This is a genomic window from Rhizobium gallicum bv. gallicum R602sp (genome assembly GCF_000816845.1).
Lineage (GTDB): Bacteria > Pseudomonadota > Alphaproteobacteria > Rhizobiales > Rhizobiaceae > Rhizobium > Rhizobium gallicum.
In genome coordinates this window covers 2,067,033-2,081,451 of sequence record NZ_CP006880.1, presented here as the reverse complement: position 1 = coordinate 2,081,451, position 14,419 = coordinate 2,067,033, and the positions used below count along the sequence as shown (strand labels likewise).

Sequence of the window (14,419 nt, the reverse complement as noted above, 5' to 3'; positions counted from 1 at the left end):
TCACTTGGTTTTCCTCGGTCACTTGACGGACGTTCGCCTTCCGACATGTTCATCGATGGCAGAAATGATCTCTTCCCAATCATGGGGATGAATTTCGTGGCCGCCACCTTCGATCTTCACGAACTTCGCATCCGCTACAGCTCGCGCGAGTGCCTCGCCGTGCGCCAGCGGGAAAACCGGATCGGCCGTGCCATGAACGACGAGAAGGGGAACTTTCATCTCGTTCAGCCGGCCCTGCCATGTGTCGCCCACCTCAAAGAGGATGCTGTGGTTGGTGGCGCTGAGATAGCCTCCGGACCGGTCGAAATCCCGTTCGAGGAAGGCTCGGGTCCCGGCTTCGTCGAACGGATGTGCCGTGCCCGCAGTCAGGCGCGCGTCATCGACCACGTAGGCGACTGCGTCTGCCCGGTCCGACCAGTCCGCCTCCACGGCCATGTGTTCCATCCAGGCCTCACCGCTCGGAGGGAAGTGCGATTGGTCCACCCCGACCGGCGAGCTGCTGATCGCCGTCAGGGAAAGTACGCGCTCCGGATTCTTCAAAGCGGCCACCTGGCCGATCATCCCCCCGAGAGAAAAGCCGACGAGATGGACCATCGAAATTCCGTAGCCGTCGAGTACGCGGAAGACGTCATCGACGGCGTCGTCGAAGGTGTAGCCCGGCCGACCGGGGGGATATTTCGTAGAAAGACCGGAGTCGCGCTGGTCATAGCGGATGACGAAGCGACCTTGCTCTGCCAAGCGTACACAGAAGCTCTCATGCCACCACAACATCGACGCCATCCCCCCCATAATCAGAACTACGGGCGGGTGCGCCGGGTCGCCGAACGCTTCCGTGGCGATTTCCAGTCCACTGCAGCGGATCGCGCGTTGATTTGTTTGCATCCTGTCCTCCCATTGGTTTGAGCTCTGTGGTGATGACCCGGGTTCCTCTCGCCAAGCGAGGTCCGACCGAGCCATTTCCGCTCCTCCTGAATCATGATCGAGGTGGAGGAGGCTTAGGTGAGACCTTCACGTCGTTCTGCCTCCCGTACGGAGGAACGCGTCTCGATGCGGCCCACATAATCGCGAAAGCACTTGGCAAGCGGGAAGCCGAGTTCCTGCGCGCCACGCGCCAGCATAAAGAGGTAGGGGTCCGCCACGCTGAAGCTCTCACCAAAGAGATAGTTCTCGCGCTCCACCCTGCCGGCCAGAAGGCCGAAGCGCTGAAGAATCTCTTCGCGGAGGACCGCTTTCGATTCCTCGGACACTGAGAAATAGATGGGAAAGCGCTTGTGAATCTCGCTGGCGAGGAAGCTCAGCATCTCGATCAGCCTGTACCGACCGAGTTCGCCGCGCGGCGCCAAGTTCGGAACACGATCCGCCACCCAGGCAAGGATCGCGGCATTCTCCGTCAAGAGTTCTCCATCATCGAACATCAAGGCCGGGATGTACCCTTTGGGATTGATGTCTGTGTAGCTGCCGCCGCCTTCGATCTGCTTGGTCAATATATCCACTTTGACGAGATCAAACCGAAGCCCGGCCTCTAGCATCGCGATGTGGTCGGCGATGCTGCTAAATCCGGGTGCATAGAAGAGTTTCATCGAACCGAACCTTCCCTCGTTTCATATGGCCATGGTCCAAAAAGCCTGCCGGGTTAGGAGCCTACTCGATTGCGGAAGGCACCGGCCTGATGGCGCCTTTCCAACGTCCGCTTTTTGTTGGCTGACGAAGCCTTAAGCTCTGGTGTCAGCAAGCGTCTCGCCACGGCATAGCAAATCAGGTTGCCGTAATCCGGATATACGCTTTCAGGGGCGTTGCTGGCGCATGTCATAGACGACTTCCTTATTTGCTCGCATTGGACGTCTCAAAGATTCTTGCGAAATCGCTCGACGTCCGCATGTTCCCCATGTTGTGGCTAAGGTAGGGGGTGCCGCATCGGGCATTTTGAGTACGACTGGCTTGAAACACACTTTTGGGAGGATGGATGATCCAGTCTGACCGACTTATTCTTCGGCGTTGAGCGGTAGCGAGTTGGCGGAGCGTTCTGCATCAGATCGCGATTCTGGCGCTGAAAGCTGGCCCGCCCACGCGTCGGGCATCTCCCGCAGGGGATTCGGCGCCGGCGCTTGCAGATCGGCACATCGCTACTTTGCTGATGTCCGTGGCACACTGGATGACTATGTCTCCATCTCTGCTAGTCTCGAACTCCACGTATCGGAGCATTTTGTGTCGACATCTCTCAGAAGGTCGCGGTTCTCAGGCCGCGCAGCAGAACTCGATTCGATGGAATCCGCTTTTCGAGATGTCTCTGGCGGGCGGCAACGTTGCTTTCTTCTCGGGGCAGAAGCAGGCGGTGGAAAAAGCCGGTTGGTAGAGGAATTCGCCGACCGGCTCGCGGGCCGTGCACTGATCTTGAAGGGCGGGTGCATTGAGCAGCGGGAATCGGCATTGCCCTATGCGCCGGTAACGGCTGTGCTGCATGAACTGGTTCATCTGCGCGGTGGGCCGGCGGCCAGGTCGCTTGTCGGCGCCGAGGGTGCGCGAGAACTGGCGTGGCTTCTTCCCGAATTTGGCGTGACCGGTGAAAGGTTTGATGCGGGCATCGCAAGAGCGCGGCTGTTCGAGGCGCTGCGAAGGTTGTTCGAGGAGTTGGCACGGGAGATGCCGCTCGTCGTAGTCATCGAGGACATTCACTGGGCCGACCAAGCCACCTGCGATTTGCTTCGCTTCCTCACGACGCGGCTGAAGAAAATTCGGCTCATGCTGATCGTCACCTATCGACCCGAGGAGACGAACGGCACCAACGCACTGCGCACGACCATCGCGGACCTCTCCCTTTGCGAGGGTGCTGAAGCGTTGAAGCTTCCCCGCCTTACCCGCGCGGAGGTTTCCTTGCAGCTTGAGGGGCTCCTCGGTCGCCCACCGACACCTGCCATGATCAACGAGGTCCACGCGCGGGGCTGCGGAATCCCGCTGTTCACGGAGGCACTCATCGATGCGAGCGGCAGTTTGCGGACAGATTTTCCCGGTTCGCTCAACGACTACCTGCTGAGAGCCGTCAGGGACATGCCGGCGTCGACGACGGAGGTGTTAAAGGTGATGGCCCTCGGCGGCCCGCAGATGACCCATGCGCTTCTTCGCAGGGTGGCCAACAAACCTGATCTTGAGTTGGCCGCATTGCTGCGTCCTGCGATTTTGGCGGGGATTCTGTTGCCTGATGGGGACGGATATGGGTTCCGCCATGCACTGATCCACGAAGCGGTGCGGGGTGACTTGATTGCCGGCGAAAAGGTGGCCATTCATCGCGTCTATGCCGACGTGCTCGAGCGTGGACCCGTTCCAAGCTACCGTATTTGGCATTCCGTTGCGCTCGCACGGCACTGGTACGGCGCCGGCCAAGCCGAAAATTGCCTGAGATGGGCCTGGCGTGCTGCGGCGGAAGCCGCTGCCGCTTTCGCCTATGCAGACCAGATGGAGATGCTGAAGCTCGTGCTGGCAGCGTGGCCCGAGGTCGATAAGGCGACTGAATTGATCGGCGCGGATCACTGCAAGGTGTTGGAACTCGCTGCCGATGCCGCCTGCTGGGCAGCGGAAGCGGAACAGGGCCTGGCCTTTGTCGAACGCGCACTCGCCGAAGTGGATGCCGACCGCGACGGCGAACAGCTGGCGGCGCTTCTTCTGCAGCGCGCTGTGATGCGTCAACACGCGCTCATCCCGGGCGAGATCGCCGACCTTGAGCGAGCGCTTGATCATGCGCTCGATCCCACAAGGCTGCGCGCGGACGGGCTGGGACAGCTATCCCGCGCGCTGATATTGCGGGGAGAGTTCGATCGCGCCAGGCGCTTGGGCGACGAACTGAAGGATCTATCGGAGAGGCTCGATGACGAAGAATACCGCATCGAAGCACTGATCGTCGAAGCGTCGGTAGACAGTGCATCGAACAGTTCTCGCATCGATGCCCATTGGAGCGTGGCTGCGCGCGCAGGGCAGGTCTCCATCGGCCGGGTCGAGGTGCTGGCGGGGGCGGCACTGCTTCAAGCTCTGCTTGACACAGGAAAATACGCTCAGGTCATCGAAGTCGGACCGGCGATCTTTGCGCGGACCGTCGAGTTCGGCCAGGCCCGATATATCGGGGCGATGATGGCTTCGCCTTTGTGCCGGGCCTACCTCGCCATGGGCCGCGTTTCCGATGCCATTGAGACGTGCGAACGGATGGCGGCCTTGGATCCGTTGCCGCTGGGGCTCGTTCATGTCTTCGAATGCCAGGCAGAGATCGCCTTGGTATTGGGCGATGCGGATCGAATTGCCGCTGCGGCAAGATCTTTACGCAGTCTGCCGCCGGGGCCGCAGGTTTCAAGCCGCATGGCCGCCAATCTTTTAAGGTTTGATATCGAAAGCCGAGCGCTCGCGGGCGACATGGGTCAGTCTGCGGTCTTGGTAAGATCCGCTCCTAGATATTTGGAAAAGCAAGGAGGCGTCTCTTGGCCGCTCCTCGCCTCAGCAATGCGCGTGGCCATTGATACGAACCAGAAAGAGGTCGCCCGGCAGTTTGCGGACCTTGCCGCCCGGACGCAGTGTCGTAATGCGGTGGAGCAAGCTGAGAAGCTGGGCATAGCAGCCGAGATGTCACGCGCGACGGTTTCCGACGTCGATGCCTGGGAAGCGGTTGCCCGAAGCTGGGCTGATTTGAGCCAACGCTTCCGACAGGCATATGCCCTTATGCGGGCCGGTGGTGCGGCAGTGAATGCCGGCAAGCGCGCGAAGGCGGCGAGCCATTTCCGGGGAGGAGCGGACCTTGCCCATTTGATCGGCGCGCGCCTCCTGTGCAGCCAGATCGAGGCCCTCGCCGCGAGGGCCCGCATTGATCTACGAGATGGGGAGGACGGCGGTATGTGGAAGGCACCCCTCGGCCTGACGGAACGAGAACTCGAGGTGCTCCGGCTTGTCGCCGCGGGTCAGAGCAATCGCGAGATCGCCAACAATCTGTTCATTTCCTCGAAAACGGCGAGCGTTCATGTCTCCAACATATTGAGCAAACTCTCCGTCCCCAGCCGTGGCGCCGCGGCTGCGATGGCGCACCGGCTGCGGATCGTTGATCCGGGCTAGCGGTTAGCTTGCCTGGCAATAAGCTGCTGATGCGGCCGCATTCAGGGGGAAGGGGACGTGTCACCTCGTCGCGCACAGGCTGACGGATCCTTCACGCTGGTTTGGCACTGCGGGCTCACGAGATCAGGCCCCGTTCCCTTCCATGTGGGCGAGAGATCGGGTGGACCGTCGAAAGGCCGCGTCCGCGTGATGTCGTCGTTACCTTGACGCCAAAGACATGGATTGCCGGTAGGGAAGGGTCTTGTTCGCTAGCCTCGGCATGCAATAGACGCTGGGGCGGCCATGAAATTGGGATGGAGCCATTGCTGGCCGCCGTCGCCTTGCTGATTCGATGCTCACTCGGCGGCCTGCGATAGAGGAATGATATCGGCCTCCGGCAAGGCAATCCTTGCCAGGAATTCGAACTCGTCCACCATGTGGTGGACATCCGATCCGGTTCTGGCGACCGTCCAGTAGTCGCGGCCGGCGCCGAAAACTGTGGAAATTTGCACGACCTCCCATGCCCCTCCGATTTCCCTGCGTCTCGCCCAGTAAAAGCATTCAGGCTCCAAAGCCGACAACTCAAGCATCCGCGAACTCCCACATTGCCTAATTTGCATGCTACCATTGAACCGTGCACCGGGCCGAAGTCCTACTGAGTGCCGGCACCCCACCGGGCGGCGACCATACATGAGGATCCCTCGGCTGTCATCGGCGTTGATGCCGGCGCGATCGCCAACGCCAAGATCAAGACGGACAAGATCGATGCGACGGTGCTGGCGCTTCTGCTTCAAGCCGACGGTGCCGGAAGCCTGGGCAGCGAGCCAAGGCCCGAGGGCTACGCGGCGCGCTCCGTGAGCGGATGTTTTACGTGCGGCTGCGCAGCACCGTCTATCCGTCGATCACCGGCGTTCCTTGCAGATTGCCCACAAGTACCGGATATCCGTATTCTATTTCCAGCGGCAGTGTGAGCTATGCGGACCCGGCAAGCGTCCGGCGGCAGTTCTCGGCGGGTCCAATCTGACCTCGGTGTATTCAGTCAATTCCTGCGTTTCTCAGGTCGATAAAGGTGGGAGCGCTGCCAGGGCAGTAAGCTTTTTGAAAACTAATCCACCCAGATCCAGATGATAACCACCGCCAGCGCAACCAATGCCGCCCAAGCGAGCCAGAACGCTCGCGGCCAGCGCTTTTGTGACGGGTGGTCCGAATGATCCGGAATATCGTCTGTCATTCCGTCGCTTTCTCACCCGCTGTCCGTCTATGCTTCATCAAAGTTTCCCCTTCCAGGGCACCAGCAGAGCCTCCAAAAACCGGATCGCGGCGGAAAATGCGAAAGCGCAGATGGCGATCATGCCGATGCCAACGAAGACGACGTCGGTTGCGAGGAATTGGGAGGCCGACATGATCATGAAGCCGATACCCCGTGTGGAGGCGATCAACTCGGCAGCGACAAGGGTTCCCCAGCCGATGCCGACGGCGATTCGCACTCCAGTCAAGATTTCAGGCAGTGCCGATGGCAGTACGATATCTATGAAAAGCTGCAGGCGGCTTGCACCCAGCGAGCGGGCCGCGTTGACGCGCTCGATCGGCAAGGAGCGGACACCGGCCTGGGCCGATAGGCAGATGGGAGCGAACATCGCGAGCACCAGCAACGTGATTTTCGATGTCTCGCCAATGCCGAGCCAAATGATCATCAAGGGTAGATAGGAGAGGGGAGGAAGCGGCCAGTAGAACTCGATGGGCGTGTCAAGAATGCCCTTTGCCCATCGATTGAGCCCCATCAGCAGGCCCAGCGGAATGCCCGCGCTAACCGCGACGATCCCGGCAACGACGATGCGGAACAGGCTGGCGCTAATATGCTCGAACAGGGACGCACCCGCATAACCATCGCGATAGACGGCGCTGATCTGAGTGAGGACTTCGTTAGGCCGCGGAAGGAAAAGATGTGGAACGAGACCGAGTTCTGAGACGAGCCACCAGAAAACGACAATCGCCACCCCAGTTGTGATGCTGATCGAAACCGTCGGCTGTTCGCCGACGCCGAAACTCGCCATTTTCACGAGCTTGACCTGCGGGCTCGCAAGCGCCGTGGCGAGTGAAGATGTATCTGTTACCTCGCTCATGCGGCGCTCCTGAAATCGTTGCCTCGGTGGAGAATGCTGCGGATCTCCTCGCGTAACTGCGCGAACTCCGGCGAGGCCTTGATGGAGCGGGCATCGCCCGTTTCGGCAAAGCGCTTTACGAAATCGAGATCGAAATGAGCTATGACGCGGCCCGGCCGCGGCGACATCAACAGGACCTGAGTGCCGAGAAACAGCGCTTCTTCGATCGAATGGGTGATGAAGAAGATTTTTTTGGCGGTTTTCGCCCAGACAGAAACCAATAGTTCCTGCATCTGCTCCCGCGTCAGGCTGTCGAGCGCGCCGAAGGGCTCGTCCATCAACAGGATGTCCGGATCGGTCGCGAGAGCACGGGCGATTCCGACGCGCTGGCGCATGCCGCCGGAAAGCTCGTGGGGAAAGGACTTGGCGAATTCGGCAAGGCCGACGAGACGGAGCAATTCCAATGCCAGGTCATTTCGCGCCTGCCTCTTGACGCCAGCGAACTTCAAACCGAGAGCCACGTTTTCGACGACGGACGTCCATGGAAGAAGCGAATCCCTTTGGAAGACGACGCCGCGATCGGCGCCAGGGCGTTGGACGGCACGGCCATCGAGTGTGATCGCTCCCTCCGAGAGCGGAAGAAACCCTGCGATGGCGTTGAGAAGGGTAGACTTGCCGCACCCCGAAGCACCGAGCGCGACGACGAAACCGCTCTCGGGGATATCGAACGATACCCGATCCAGCGCATGAATGGTTCGGCCATCGCGGGCCGCAAAGAAAACGCTGGCATGATCGACTTTCAACATCTGTCATTCCATAAGGTTGCCGGCGCACCGGATTGCGCGCCAGCGTCAGGGAGGGTCAGTTCGTGGCGTTGTTCAGCGCGTCGGCGGTGACAAAGTTGCCGTAGTTCGGCAGGACCTCCGACACTTTGCCCTGTTCTTTCAGGAAGGCTGCGGTGTCCTTGAGGATCTTCGCCGCGCCAGACTTCTCGCCGCCGCCAAGCCAGGCGACGGACGCCTGCACTTCTGGCGTCAAAAGCGTCAGGTTCTTGAGAGCCGCAGCCTGCTGTTCAGCGGTGCCACCCAGGAGCTTGGCAAGCGACTTGGCGTTGTCGCTGTCTGGACCCCATGCCGCCTTGTCGGCTGCGAACGATGCATAGTTCTTGGTGATGACAGAAGCGAAGCTCTTCAGGAATTTGGGATTGTCTGCCGCAAATTGCGATGTCGCCACCCAGGCGGAGAAAGTCGGCGCGCCCCTGTCGGCGACATCCTTGGATGTAACGAGCACCTTGCCGTTCTTCTTGAGTTCGGTCAGCGCCGGGTCCCAGACGAAGCCGCCGTCGATGTCGCCGCGGTTATAGCTCGCAACGATCTCAGGCTGGGGAATTGCGAAGACCTGAACATCCCTCTCGGACAGGCCGAGTGACTTGATAAGCGCGAGCAGTTGATAGTGGTCGGTGGAAACCGGCGCTGCTGCAAGCTTCTTGCCCCTGAGATCATTAAGGCTCTCAATGCCCGCGCCGTTGCGCACGACCAGCGCTTCGTCGATGCCCGAGATCGACGAGAGGTAGAAGGCCTTGACCTCCAGCCCGCGTGAGGCCGCAGCTGCAAACGGGCTCGAGCCGACATAGCCGATCTGTACGTCACCGGAGGCGATGGCGGCGAAGATCTCGGCGCCGGAGTTGAATTTGCGGAAGTCAATATCGTATCCGGTCTCCTTCGCAAAGTCGCCATTGGCGATGGCAACGGACGAGGGAAGGGCATCGGTCTGATAAGCGACGACAACCTTCCTGTCCGCTGCATCAGCTGCGACAGCTGCGATGGTCAGGCTGCCGACGCCGAACACGACTGCAGTCAGTAGTTTTTTGATATTCATAGTGATGCCCTTTATTTCCTTGGCCTTCGCGCCGGATAAAATCACGCTCAAAGCGTAGCGTCGGGGAAAGGGAAGGAAGAGAAATACCAAACTATAATTATAGATTTTGGAGATAAATATTTCGTCGTTCTGGGACGTGCTGACATTCTTCATGTGAGTTGCGCCTTGGCGCCATTGCCGCTACCGCTTGCAATCGGTCAGGTGCTCTGTCGTAACCGCTGTAACCGCAGGCTTTGCGGATGGCTCTATGAGTGTAGAGCCCCCGCGCCCGGGTCAAAACTTCCTCCAAGCTTGGTGACCGCCGCGGGCCGCGCGACAAAAATATCACACTTCCTCTTGCATGCCCTTGTCTTCGAATTAAATTTATAGATGCCCGGTCGCCCAGTAATGGGGCCGGCTGAGTCAAGGAGGCGTCAAGACGTCTTCGGCTTGGCGCTGTCTTGTATCCATGTTGCTTCGAAGGAGGATATGGCTATGAGAAGCACTTTCGATTTCTCTCCGCTCTTCCGGTCGAGCGTCGGCTTCGACCGAATGTTGAACGCACTTGAGGCTGCGAGCCAAACGATGCCTGCGGAAAACTGGCCCCCGTACGACATCGTGAAGTCCGGCGAGGACGACTATCGTATCGTCATGGCGGTGGCCGGCTTCTCGCAAGACGATCTGAGCATCACTCATGAGCAGAATATGCTGATCGTATCGGGCGAAAAGGCTGACAAGGATGCTGTGCAGTACCTGCATCGCGGCATTCCAAGCCATATGTTCGAGCGTCGCTTCGAGCTTGCCGACCATGTCAAGGTCACGGCAGCCAAGCTTGTCGATGGTCTGCTGACGATAGACCTGAACCGCGAAATCCCCGAGGAGATGAAGCCGCGCCGCATCGAGATCGCAGCCGAAACGGCACTCCAGCAGGGGAAGGTGCATCAGATCGACGCCGAGGCGGCGGCTTAAGCACCCCAGATCCAACGTTGCAGGCAGGTGCCGGGCAAGCGCCCGGCACCAAGAGTGATGTCTGCGAAAAGAAGGGAGAATCGGATTGACCGTCCGTGACTTGATCCCGTGGAGCCGGAACAACGGCTCTAAGGTTCCTCACTCGGCGACAAAGAGCACAATCCATTCTTGTCGCTGCACCGTGAAATGAACCGAGCAGTGTGATGACGTCTGGTTCGGCCTCCGCCAAAGGCTGGTGCCTTGCGTTCGAACGCCGGCGGCCGCGGTTCATCGAGCCGTTGATGGGCTGAACGTGCGATAACGATCCGCTGACGCAAGTCGAACTCCGCTTCCCGACACTGCAGTCGGCCATATGCTGTGCTGATCGCCAAGGGTCGCGCTATGTCGTGCGGGTGTTTTTCGGAAAACTCAAAGTCCTCTCATCCCAAAGGGTTCGAACATCCATTGATGAAACCAACCGCAAAGAAGCGATGCTAAACGCGCAGCCCTTCAACAGACGATCGGATTCGACATCGTCAACACTTGGCGGTGTCGCTCTTGCCCTGTCACCTTACATCTTGGTTGTTCCGTCGGATTATGCAGCGTGTCGTGCAGTGTCGGGGCCCTGTCATCGACCTTGTTGGCCTGGCGGCGCTCAAGACGTTCATCAAGCAGAGGAATGGGGCTTAGTATCTAGGCTCTCGTGGCGAGCCTTCGATCCTTGGCTTATCAGCGCCGACGACCACGTCAATTGGTGCATGTTGTTGCGGGGCGTTGTCGCTAGCGCTACGGCGCTGTGGTTTTGCAGCAGTTGTCCTGGTCCAGCATGCGACAGCCTCTGATTTCCCCAGGCCCTGGCTAAGCAGTAAGTCAAAGAAAAACAGATTTGGCACTCGGCAGCATCGAGTGCTAAATTTTTGATGTCAACCTCTTGAAACCGATTTGCTCCCAAACCAAATGGATTTTCCCCATAGCCCAGAAGATCAACCTTAAAGGCAGATTTGTCTAAACGACATGGCGTTTTGTTGGGGCATGGGGCGGCCTGGCACCGATTGTCGTCTCGCATCCGGGACGACAACAGTCGGTCCCGGCGCCAACAGGAGGATGCGAGAGGCGAGGGACGAGGATGACGACGCATTCGACCTTTGCAGCACCGGCAATTGGTGCGTTCATTTCATTCTTCATGGTTTTGGTCCCTCTGCCGGCCTTGCCGGCCGAGCCGCAAACGGAGGCCCTTGCTGCCAAGGCGGGTAGTCTTGCCGATGTACTCGATGGTGTGACGCCGGCCGTCGTCAACATCGCCGTGAGATCGGGAAGCCCCGGGGAAGCCAATCCTCTTTACAATGATCCTTTTTTCCGCCGCTACTTCAACCTGCCCGACCCTCAGCCGCGGATGAGCGCCGGTTCCGGCGTCATCGTCGACGCTGCAAACGGCTATATCCTTACCAACCACCACGTCGTTGCGGACGCCGACCAGATCATGGTAACGCTGAAGGACCGCCGACGGCTTTCTGCTGAGCTGATCGGGAGCGACAAGGCGACCGATATCGCATTGCTGAAGATTAGCGGTGACAATTTGACGGCGCTGCCCTTTGGCGAATCCGACAAACTGCGGGTCGGCGACACCGTCGTCGCAATCGGCAATCCGTTCGGCCTTGGCCAAACGGTCACGTCAGGCATCGTCAGCGCACTTGGACGAAGCGGCATCAATATCGAGGGCTATGAAGACTTCATTCAAACGGACGCATCAATCAACCCGGGGAATTCCGGGGGCGCCCTGGTGAGCGCCGAGGGCCGTTTGGTCGGGATCAATACTGCAATCATCGCGCCAGCGGGCGGGAACGTCGGCATCGGGTTTGCCGTTCCGATTGCGATGGCCTCAGCGGTGATGAAACAGCTCATCGAGCACGGCGAGGTGCGCCGTGGCCGCATCGGCGTTGCCATCCAGGATTTGACCCCTGACCTTGCACAGGCGCTTGGAATTGCCGACACCAAGGGCGCAGTTGTGAGCAGCGTTGAGGAGCGCTCGCCGGCTGCGGCTGCCGGGTTGCAGGCCGGCGATGTGATAACCAATGTCGGCGATCACGCGATCGCGGGCTCAACTGATCTTCGCAACCGGATTGGCCTTGCCGAGGTAGGCTCTGAAATCGCACTTACGTATATGCGCGATGGTGCGCGCAACACGGCAAGGTTGCGCATCGAAGCCGATCGTGGCGCAGCAGAAGCCCAGATGCCTGATCGGTTGGGCGGCGCGCGATTTGACGAAGGGTCCGGCAGTGTCTCGGTGACCAGTGTCGAGGAAGGCAGCCCAGCCGCGCGTGCCGGACTTCGCCGCGGCGATGTGATCGTTGCCATCAATCGCAAGCCGGTCTCGACAATTACGGATTTGAACGCGGCGTTTGAAGGAGCGACTGAAACGATCGCGCTCGAACTCGTTCGCGACGGTCAGAAACTGTTCCTCGTGATCCGCTGAGAGATCACAAAGGTTCATGCGACATGTTCATCGGTTGGAAAAAGAGATGAGAAGATCTGCTCGACGGATAACTGCAAGTTGGAACCGTAGTGTCCAGTCGGGTGTCCGTTCCGGCGCTTTCCCGGCGATCGTTTGTCTGCCTGACTGGCTTTTGGCTGACAACGCCGCACCCGGAGCAGTCGATCCGGCGGCGTTTCCAGGTTCAAGAGCACTTTGGCCGAAAACTTAGCACTCTGTGCATGAGAGTGCTAAAAATTGTCGTCACGGTCCTTGAATCGCAGTTTCGTGCATGACATTTTTTTGAAATGGCGCTCAAAAGGCGGCGGCATTGGTTCCAACGGAGATGTTGGAGTTGATGATGAGGAAGGATAACGGCGAAATATCACCTTCAGGTTTCGAGCATGCAGCAGAAATCGCTCCGCGCCGTCTGCTGCGTCTTCGGATACATTTTTCCGATCCTGGCGACCTATTGAGCGCGCCGGGCCACACTCACGTCGACAAGCAAGCAAGCCTCGCTTCTTGGGCACCAGACAGGTTTGTTGTTGAATCGGTCGCGGCGCAGCGCTGGCTTCCGGGCAGTCCGCGGCCCCTAAGCTATGATGAAGTCATGTCAGGGCGCAAATCGCTCGACGGTGACATGAAACCGAAAAGCGCGCGTCAATGCGCGGCACCGGATCGACCCCAGTCTCATCACGCCCTTGCCGGCATGTTCCATGCTGATTCGGCTGACGCTATGCTATGTCGCCACAACCACCAGTACGAGAAAGGAGATAGTGCCTGTCAACCACCCTGATCTGCTGCCACTGACATATACGCCGCGCGTCTGCGGGCGTGGTTTTTACCGCCGATTCTCTGCTCACATGAGGAGGTTTTGTCGATGAAGATCGCTCAGATAGCACCACTTGCAGAACGAGTTCCGCCGAAATTCTACGGAGGGACGGAACGGATCGTCTCGTACCTGACAGAGGAGCTCGTCCGGCAGGGACATGACGTGACCTTGTTCGCCAGCGGCGATTCCATTACGTCCGCTAAACTTGTTTCCTGCTCCGACGTCGCCCTTCGTCTCCATACCAGCATAAAAGACCCTTTGCCGTACCAGGTCGTGATGTTGGAACAAATCCGCCGGCGCGCTCAGGATTTCGATGTGTTGCATTTCCACATTGATTTCCTGCATTTTCCGGTGATCCGGGAATTTGCCGATCGAACGGTCACAACGCTCCACGGAAGGCTGGATCTTCCCGACCTGAAGCCCCTGTATAGAACGTTCGCGGACATTCCACTCGTGTCGATCTCAAACGATCAACGCGTGCCAATGCCTCCCGTTGGTTGGGCAGGAACCGTCTATCACGGGTTGCCCACCGATGTCCTTCCGTTCGCCGAACGTCCAAGCGGCGGATATCTCGCTTTCCTCGGGCGAATTTCACCAGAAAAGCGTCCTGACATCGCAATCGAGATTGCAGCGCGCGTTGGCATGCCACTCAAGATCGCCGCCAAGGTGGATGCCGTCGACTACGTCTATTGGGACAGCGTCATCAAGCCGATGGTCGAGATGCATCGAAATGTGGAATTCATCGGCGAAATCAACGAGCATCAGAAGGCTAGCTTCCTGGGCAACGCCAGTGCTCTTCTTTTCCCGATCGACTGGCCGGAGCCCTTTGGGTTGGTCATGATCGAAGCCATGGCCTGCGGGACGCCGGTGCTGGCATTCCGTCGCGGCTCGGTTCCGGAAATAATCGAAGATGGCGTTTCGGGGATTGCCGTCGATAGCGTTGCGGAAGCCATTGAAAATATTGAGTGGCTTTTGAAGCTTGATCGCCGGCAGGTCCGCGCAGCATTCGAGCGCCGTTTCACTGCAGAACGCATGGCCGGGGATTATCTGGCAATCTATCAAGGATTGCCTGGTGTGCGCTCGAAAGCTGCGCCGTTACGCCGTGCTGCCGGAGGGACTACAGAACTACAGATAGTCGCATAGGAG

At 59.1% G+C, this 14,419-nt stretch carries 12 protein-coding genes and 1 pseudogene; 6 read left to right on the top strand and 7 right to left on the bottom strand.

Annotation, left to right across the window (positions count from 1 at the left end):
- Positions 1-18 precede the first annotated feature (18 nt).
- Positions 19-882 carry an alpha/beta fold hydrolase gene (locus tag RGR602_RS32900; RefSeq protein ID WP_040116107.1) on the bottom strand — a complete coding sequence of 288 codons (864 nt, stop codon included), beginning with the start codon at positions 880-882 and terminating at the stop codon, positions 19-21.
- A 113-nt stretch (positions 883-995) separates the two neighbouring features.
- Positions 996-1,580 carry a glutathione S-transferase N-terminal domain-containing protein gene (locus tag RGR602_RS32895; protein WP_040116106.1) on the bottom strand — a complete coding sequence of 195 codons (585 nt, stop codon included), beginning with the start codon at positions 1,578-1,580 and terminating at the stop codon, positions 996-998.
- Between the two features lie 625 nt (positions 1,581-2,205).
- On the opposite strand from RGR602_RS32895, the gene RGR602_RS32890 reads away from it, so the two are divergent.
- Positions 2,206-5,085 carry a helix-turn-helix transcriptional regulator gene (locus RGR602_RS32890; RefSeq protein ID WP_040116105.1) on the top strand — a complete coding sequence of 960 codons (2,880 nt, stop codon included), beginning with the start codon at positions 2,206-2,208 and terminating at the stop codon, positions 5,083-5,085.
- A gap of 335 nt (positions 5,086-5,420) precedes the next feature.
- Here the strand turns inward: RGR602_RS32890 and RGR602_RS32885 are convergent, their stop codons facing one another.
- Positions 5,421-5,654: a hypothetical protein gene (locus RGR602_RS32885; protein WP_040116104.1), complete on the bottom strand. Its 234-nt coding sequence runs from the start codon at positions 5,652-5,654 to the stop codon at positions 5,421-5,423.
- Positions 5,655-5,792: 138 nt separating this feature from the next.
- Between RGR602_RS32885 and RGR602_RS37880 the strand changes: the two are divergent.
- Positions 5,793-6,001, top strand: a pseudogene (locus RGR602_RS37880) (IS110 family transposase); the annotation flags it as partial.
- Positions 6,002-6,169: 168 nt separating this feature from the next.
- Here the strand turns inward: RGR602_RS37880 and RGR602_RS39325 are convergent.
- From RGR602_RS39325 to tauA, 4 genes are read right to left on the bottom strand one after another with little or no spacing between them, the layout of a single operon-like run.
- Entirely contained in the window at positions 6,170-6,295 is a 126-nt protein-coding gene (locus RGR602_RS39325) for a hypothetical protein (RefSeq protein WP_267285115.1), read from the bottom strand.
- 37 nt (positions 6,296-6,332) lie between these two features.
- Entirely contained in the window at positions 6,333-7,187 is an 855-nt protein-coding gene (locus RGR602_RS32875; RefSeq protein WP_040116102.1) for an ABC transporter permease subunit, read from the bottom strand.
- Positions 7,184-7,972, bottom strand: coding sequence for a taurine ABC transporter ATP-binding protein (locus RGR602_RS32870; protein ID WP_040116101.1), 789 nt, complete (start codon positions 7,970-7,972; stop codon positions 7,184-7,186). The genes RGR602_RS32875 and RGR602_RS32870 overlap by 4 nt, the downstream gene beginning before the upstream one ends.
- Positions 7,973-8,027: 55 nt before the next feature.
- Positions 8,028-9,044, bottom strand: a complete 1,017-nt coding sequence (gene tauA, locus RGR602_RS32865; protein WP_040116694.1) for a taurine ABC transporter substrate-binding protein — start codon at positions 9,042-9,044, stop codon at positions 8,028-8,030.
- A 474-nt stretch (positions 9,045-9,518) separates the two neighbouring features.
- On the opposite strand from tauA, the gene RGR602_RS32860 reads away from it, so the two are divergent.
- The 4 genes from RGR602_RS32860 to RGR602_RS32850 all read left to right on the top strand — a co-directional run bounded on the left by RGR602_RS32860 (position 9,519) and on the right by RGR602_RS32850 (position 14,416).
- Positions 9,519-9,992, top strand: a complete 474-nt coding sequence (locus tag RGR602_RS32860) for an Hsp20 family protein (RefSeq protein ID WP_040116100.1) — start codon at positions 9,519-9,521, stop codon at positions 9,990-9,992.
- 1,105 nt (positions 9,993-11,097) lie between these two features.
- A complete protein-coding gene (locus tag RGR602_RS32855; RefSeq protein WP_040116099.1) occupies positions 11,098-12,444 on the top strand; it encodes a Do family serine endopeptidase in 1,347 nt (448 codons plus the stop codon).
- A gap of 358 nt (positions 12,445-12,802) precedes the next feature.
- Complete coding sequence (locus RGR602_RS37875) at positions 12,803-13,237, top strand: hypothetical protein (RefSeq protein ID WP_203226222.1); 435 nt, start codon at positions 12,803-12,805, stop codon at positions 13,235-13,237.
- Positions 13,238-13,321: 84 nt separating this feature from the next.
- Complete coding sequence (locus tag RGR602_RS32850) at positions 13,322-14,416, top strand: glycosyltransferase family 4 protein (protein WP_040116098.1); 1,095 nt, start codon at positions 13,322-13,324, stop codon at positions 14,414-14,416.
- The last annotated feature ends 3 nt before the right edge of the window (positions 14,417-14,419 follow it).